This is a genomic window from Falsiroseomonas sp. E2-1-a20, assembly GCF_051433195.1.
Lineage (GTDB): Bacteria > Pseudomonadota > Alphaproteobacteria > Acetobacterales > Acetobacteraceae > Falsiroseomonas.
The window spans coordinates 1-6445 of record NZ_JBHMFT010000094.1; the positions used below are offsets into that span (position 1 = coordinate 1).

The window sequence follows — 6445 nt, forward strand, 5'->3', positions numbered from 1 at the left end:
ACACCTCCATCTTCGCCTCATCCAAACGGATTGAGGTGGACGGTGAGGAACATGAAGACGGGTAGCTTCGAGGGAGCAGGCGTCGGACCTTTGCTAGCATCTGTGCCAGAAGCCTGCTGGATGATCGGCGTTAAGCGGTCGCTCCTCTATGTGCTGATCGGCAAAGGCGCGGTTACCGCGCGGAAGTTGGGCAACAAGACGCTGATCGATGTCGCGTCACTGCAAAGCTTCGCAGCCTCACTGCCATCGGCAAAAATCAGCGCACCCCGCTCGAAGGCCGTTGCCTAAACAGAGCAACCCGCGCGGCTGAAGGCCACGCGGGCTGCGGGTAGGCGAAGTACTGTGCGACACATGGTGCAATAGCCTCTCCCAGGCCGCGATTCAAGCTCAGCCGCTCCTACGGAGCGTATATATGCACCCCCACCACCGGATTTACCGGTCGATGCCGCACGGCCTAACGGCTGCGGTTCCGACGCCTGATTTTCGACGCCCTGCTGGCTTGGGCTCGTCCGCTGATGTCTCAGCACTTGGCGCATTCCACGCCACCCTGCACCCGCGCCTAAACGACGATGCAAATGTGAGCATCACCCTTCGCCCGTACCAACTGACTACCATCGAGCGCGTGCGCAAGGCCTACAGATCTGGCGCCCGCGCTGTGCTGTTCGTGATGGCCACCGGCGGCGGAAAGACAATCATATTCTCCTACATTGCAAATTCGGCAGCCGGACTTGGCAACCGCGTACTCATCCTGGTGCATCGGCACGAGCTGATCCGGCAGGCAAGCAATAAGCTCTACGAGGCCGGCGTCGAGCATGGCATCATCGCCCCGGGCTTCACGCCCACGCGCGATCTGGTGCAGGTCGCAAGCGTGCAGACGTTGCGACGCCGCCTTGGTCATAAGCACGAGGCGCCGCACCTTATCGTGGTGGACGAGGCGCATCACGCCGTCGCAGGTCAGTGGGCCGCGATCATAAAAGCTTATCCCAAAGCGCGCCTGCTCGGCGTCACCGCCACGCCGGAACGCCTGGATGGCCGCGGGCTCGGCGTTGCTGCCGGCGGCTGCTTCGATGCTTTGGTGATGGGCCCCACAATAGCGGAACTCGTCGCCGGCGGCTTTTTAGTCCCGACGCGCATTTTTGCTCCGGCCGAGGCACCGGACCTCTCCGGCGTACCGACCAAGGACGGCGACTACGAGAGCAGCGCGCTCGCAAACGCCATGGGCGCGCCTTGTCTGGTTGGCGACGCCGTGGCGCATTACCGGCGTCATGCAGCCGGCATGCCGGCGATCCTGTTCTCCCCCAACGTGGCGCACGCCGAGGCCATGGCCGAGGCGTTCCGCGCCGACGGCTGGCGCTCGGTTGCGGTATCTGGACAGACTGCCCAGGCCGAGCGCGACGCGGCCATTGGCGGTCTCGCAACCGGCGCGGTGCAAGTGCTCTGCAGCTGCGATCTGATCAGCGAAGGCCTTGACGTCCCGGCGGTCTGCGCCGTGATCCTGATGCGGCCTACTCAGAGCCTCGGCCTCTTCCTGCAACAGGTCGGCCGTGGTCTTCGTCCCGCGCCGGGGAAAACGCACCTCCTCGTTCTCGATCACGCAGGTAATACGCTGCGCCACGGCCCGCCCGATGCAGAGCGCTCGTGGAGCCTCGAGGGTCGCCCGCGCAAGACCAAGGAGGAGACCAAGCCGCCTGTTCGCCAGTGTCCCGAGTGCCGCTCAGTTCATTCACCGATTCCGGCCTGCCCCGTATGCGGCTCCGTCTACCCGGTTGCGAAGCGCCAGATTGAACAGGTTGCCGGCGAGTTGTCCGAGGTGACCGAAGAGATGAACCGGCAGTGGGGCAAACACCTGCCGCTGTCGCAGGTTCTCAGTGGCGCCACGGACGCAGATCTTCCCGGTATCGCCAGGCAACGGGGCTACGATGCCGGCTGGGTCTGGCACCAGCGCCAGCGGCGTCAGCGCCGGGCCAGCGCATGAGCGCAGCAATTATGAAAGCCTCTGGCGCTGCCAAGCCTATGTGGTTTGCCGTCAACGACGAGGCGCTGATCAACACCGCCAACATCGCCCGCGTCATGGCAGGCATGGGCTTCATCACACCACTCGACACCGTGTCTCGCGGGGCCATCGTCTGGTGGCAGCCCGACTATCTCCGGTCCGGTCCAAAGACGCCATCGAGCCATCGCGCTGCCATGGCGCTCGTTAATCAGGCCATGCGCGACTCTGATGTCCTGGTGATGCTGGACAAGCTCTACCAAGTCATCGCGGTTGACACCTACGACGGCGAGTGGCGCACGTCCGACGGCAGCCAGCGCGGCGACGACCTCATCAGCCTAGGGATGCTTCGCTGGTCCTGCAGCTATGGCCATGCTGCCAGCCGGATTGCACGCCTCATCGGCCTTCGCTCGATCCCCAAGGGGTGATGCATGCTCGATAAATCCTTCGGAATCCTGTTCGAGAAGGCCAAGCAACAGGTAGCGTTGCCAAGCTCCCGCGTTACGGGCGCCAGGCCTTTCCAATGCCTCGGCCACGATCGCGGCAAGTTCTTCTTCTACACGAGCGAGGGCCGACAGGTGCTCGCTCTCTCCTCCAGGGACCTGTCCTCGACCGGTGAACTGCTGCAACTCGCCTCGCTCCGCTGGCTTGAGGGCGCCTATCCCGGCCGCGAGTCCTTCAACACCCGTGATGCCGCCAGTGCGCTTATCCGCGAATGCTACGCCGTCGGGGTGTTCGACCCCGATGCACGACGCGGACGCGGAGTCTGGCTCGACGATGGTCGCCTCGTGATGCATCTTGGCGACCACCTCCTGGTCGATGGTAAGGCGACCCAGCTCACCGACCACCGCAGCCGCTACATCTACGAGCAAGCCCAACCCCTCAACATCACGCTCGGCGAGCCGCTCACTGACGCTGAGTCACGCAGCTTTCTCGCCCTATGTCGGTCGCTGTCCTGGTCCGACCCGATCCGTGACGGCAGTCTGTTCGCTGGCTGGATCGTCTCTGCCCTCATCGGCGGCGTCCTCGCATGGCGCCCGCATCTTTGGCTGACCGGTGAGGCTGGCGGCGGCAAGACCTGGATCATGGACAACATCCTGATCCCAGCTTTTGGCTCCTTCGCCCTGCTGGTGCAGGGCAAGACCTCCGAGGCTGGCATTCGCGGCGAACTTGGCCAGGACGCGCGGCCGGTGCTGTTTGACGAAGCCGAGACGCAATCTGAGCAGGACCGCGGTCGAATTCAGCAGGTGATCGACCTCGCCCGTCAGGCCAGCAGCGAGCACGGCGCAGCGATTGTGAAGGGCACTCAGGACGGTGGCAGCCGCCGCCAATTGCTCCGCGCCAGCTTCTTGTTCGCGTCCATCAACGTTGGACTCACTCAGGCAGCCGATGAAAGTCGCTTCGCCGTCCTCACCCTGGTCGAGGGTAACCCCGATCAGTTTGCCGCTCTGAAGATTGCCCACGCCGAAGCCATGGTTCCCAACTTCTGTGGACGTCTCCTGGCACGCCTCCTGGCAATGGCTCCAATCATCCGCGCCAATGCTGAAACCCTCGCCGACGCGATCGCCCGCACCGGCGCAGGACGCCGCGCCGGTGACACCCTCGGCACGCTGATCGCCGGCCAGCTTGCCCTGGTTAACGCCCGACAGATCACTCCCGAGGAGGCCGCCAAGATCGTCGAAGGCCGCGAGTGGGTGAAGACCGCTGCCGCCGAGGCCCGCGCCGCCCCGGAGTGGGAACGTGCGCTCGCACACCTCATGCAGGCCGAGGCCATGCGTCGCACCACTGCAGGCCGCACCGAATTGTTTAGCGTGTCTGAACTGCTCGGCGCCATCACTGTGGAGACTGAAGGAATTGGACACCTCGAGGCTAAGGAGCACCTGCGCCGGATGAGCATGCGGGTGATGGATGAGCGCCTTCTCGTCGGCAACCGCAGCACCGAGGTGGCTCAGTTGTTCCGCAGCACGCCATGGGGCTCAAGCTGGTCGACAACCCTAGCCCGGATGCCCGGCGCCAAGCGCGGTGTCGAGGTGCGTTTCGACAGCTACCGTAAAGACAAGGCGCTTTCATTGCCGCTTGCGGTGCTCAGAGGGGAAGGCATATGACATCGAGGGCGTGACAGGCAGAAAACTCGCCATCTGTTCAGGTTCCCACCAAAGCGGGACAGACCGGGACAGAAAAACCCAACGATTACAATCGTGTCCCGGTTGTCCCGGTTGTCCCGGCGCACCCATAACCATAGAGATGCGCAGGTGTCCCTCTATACCTCTATTCCTGTATTTAGTGGGACAGGTGGGACAAGCGGGACAAACCGCAGATTTCCGCGAGTTGCGCTGTCCCGCTCACCAGCACTCAAGCGGGACAGCCGGGACAGTGTCACTAGGCGGCGCTGCATCACCTGCCTGATCCGTCCGCCGCGGACGACGGGTTATCCCGCCTGCAGGTCATGCTTTCCCCCAGCAGATCGCGATCGTCGCGCCCTGGGCCAACGGGGAGTGGGCACGAGGGGCAGTCGCAGCCCACGCATGTACAACTGGCCCCACACATCGACGATCCGGTCGAGCCCGGTGACCTCCATCAGGTGCCGGCTGTCGATGCGCCTTCGGCGTAGGCGAGGAACGCCTCCTTGGCGGCGGGACCCGTGTGCAGGGTCGTCCCTGCGCCGTGCTTATGGGTGTGTCCTCGTCCGGCGCCAGCCAGCGCTCGACCCGCTCGGCACCCTCCGCCGTCCGCGCCAGCTCCAGGGCTCCGTCGCCCCACTCCTCGAATGGAGGGGGGCTCTCCGGGTCGATCAGCGGCTGCAGCAGGAACATCGCGGCCCCTTCGGCCCGGTGCTCCTCCTCCATGCGCCGCATCATCAGCACGCTCCAGGCAGCAAGCTGTGCCTGGGCATCCTCGCCGCCAACCGCCGCCGCAGCCGCCGCGGCGCGATCCGCCTGCGCCAGCTGCTGCGTGACCTCGGCGTCAAGTGCCGCCGCGACGCTTTCCTGGGCCGCCAGGCTGCTGGCGTCGCCGGCACCACGGAGGGCCAGGCGCCTCCAGCTCCGACCCGGGCGGCGGCGCCGGGCGACGGGCATAGTGGCCGTCCTCGGCTATAAGGGTGGGATCCTCGCGACCGCTCATGTCCTCCCACAGCAGGTCGCGGTCATCGCGGTCGGGGCCCACTGGGCTGGGCTTGGTAGGCAGCCTGAGGTCACGCTGCGTCAGCGCCGTCATGATGCCATAGAGGCTGCGCAGGCCGGTGATGGCCCTCACCCACGGGCTGCCGATATGGCCGGCTGCATAGGCGGCGAAGGCCTCCTCGGCCGTAAGGTCGTCCAGCTGCGCCGCGGCGGCGACCCGGGCCGGGTCAGGCCGCCCCAGCGGGGGCTCCCGCTCCACAAGCCGACGCATCTGCTCCGCGCCCACCACGGTGCGGACGAGATCGAGCGGAGCTTCCCGGAGATGGCCGTGCTGCTGCCACATGAAGCGCGCCACCCCGTCCGGCCGGGCAGCGGCCTCCGGCTGCGCCAGCATCCGCAGTGCCAGATGGGCAAGGCGGGCGCGCGCGACCTCTCCTCCGACCGGCGCGGCATCGCCCCGCAGTACGGCCGCCGCGCAGGCTGCCCTGGAGGCGCCGGCCCTGTGGGAGCTGGCGGTCTGGTCAAGGGCCTCGGCCACCTCGGCCAGGAGGGTGGCGTCCGGAGGGTTCTTGGGCTCTGTCTCAGCGGGCATGGTCACTTCACATTCGGCTCCTACCCTATGGAGGGAACATTGCGCTCTGGCCGGAGTCGAGATCGAGGTGACCCTCTCCCCTCTTGCCCCGGCTGCAGGGGATGGAGGCATCCGCAAACGGCAGGAGCCATCAGGCTGGGGGGGAAGAGAAGCGTCCACGGTCGTGGTGCCGGTCGTCGACCAGCGGCAATCGCCCCACTTTCATTCCGGATCCCGTTATTCCCGCACCCCCCCTCTCCCGCACCCCTCTCCCGCAGCTTTTCGGCCTTCGCGAGGGTGCGGGAATAGGGGCTGGGTCGCCGCGACCGTGGGCTCAAGGACGTGCAGCCAGATGCCGAGTGCGACCAAGCAAGCGCCAATCCGGTCTGCCCTGACACAAAGCAACCAGGAGAGCGCCCACAAGAACGACCAGATTGGTTGTGATCAGCACCCCGGCAGCACGCCCGCCGCGGCGCTGCTCGTGCCGCCCAGCGCGGAAGTACGGGCCCTGGCGACAATCCCGACCACCGTGTTCTTGCTCAACCCCACCTCCCGCCCGATGGGGCGATAGCTGTGGCCCTCGGCGACGAGGGCGAGGACCTTGGGCGCGAGGCGGTCAGACTTTGGGCGCTGTCCAGGCTGCCGGCCGAGCCGCTTGCCGCGCGCCTTGGCCGCGGCGATGCCGGAGCGGATGCGCTCCCGCGTCAGCTCGCGCTCGAACTCGGCAACGCCGGCGAGCACGGTCGCCATCATCCGCCCGTG

General features: G+C 66.2%; 6 protein-coding genes. 4 read left to right on the forward strand and 2 right to left on the reverse strand.

The window, feature by feature from the left end; all coding sequences use genetic code 11:
• The 4 genes from ACFHPP_RS30090 to ACFHPP_RS30105 form a co-directional block, all read left to right on the forward strand.
• Positions 1 to 288, forward strand: a 288-nt coding sequence (locus tag ACFHPP_RS30090; protein ID WP_437166916.1) for a hypothetical protein, incomplete at its 5' end; no start/stop codon positions are given.
• Between the two features lie 289 nt (positions 289 to 577).
• Positions 578 to 1975, forward strand: coding sequence for a DEAD/DEAH box helicase (locus ACFHPP_RS30095; protein ID WP_437166917.1), 1398 nt, complete (start codon positions 578 to 580; stop codon positions 1973 to 1975).
• A gap of 11 nt (positions 1976 to 1986) precedes the next feature.
• Positions 1987 to 2418: a hypothetical protein gene (locus ACFHPP_RS30100; protein ID WP_437166918.1), complete on the forward strand. Its 432-nt coding sequence runs from the start codon at positions 1987 to 1989 to the stop codon at positions 2416 to 2418.
• Between the two features lie 3 nt (positions 2419 to 2421).
• On the forward strand, positions 2422 to 4095 hold the full coding sequence (locus tag ACFHPP_RS30105; protein WP_437166919.1) for a hypothetical protein: 1674 nt from the start codon (positions 2422 to 2424) through the stop codon (positions 4093 to 4095).
• Positions 4096 to 4954: 859 nt separating this feature from the next.
• Here the strand turns inward: ACFHPP_RS30105 and ACFHPP_RS30110 are convergent.
• The gene (locus tag ACFHPP_RS30110) at positions 4955 to 5704 is read right to left on the reverse strand and encodes a hypothetical protein (RefSeq protein WP_437166920.1); all 750 of its coding nucleotides are present in this window, start codon (positions 5702 to 5704) and stop codon (positions 4955 to 4957) included.
• 423 nt (positions 5705 to 6127) lie between these two features.
• The coding region (locus tag ACFHPP_RS30115; RefSeq protein WP_437166921.1) for a recombinase family protein at positions 6128 to 6445 on the reverse strand (318 nt) is incomplete at its 5' end.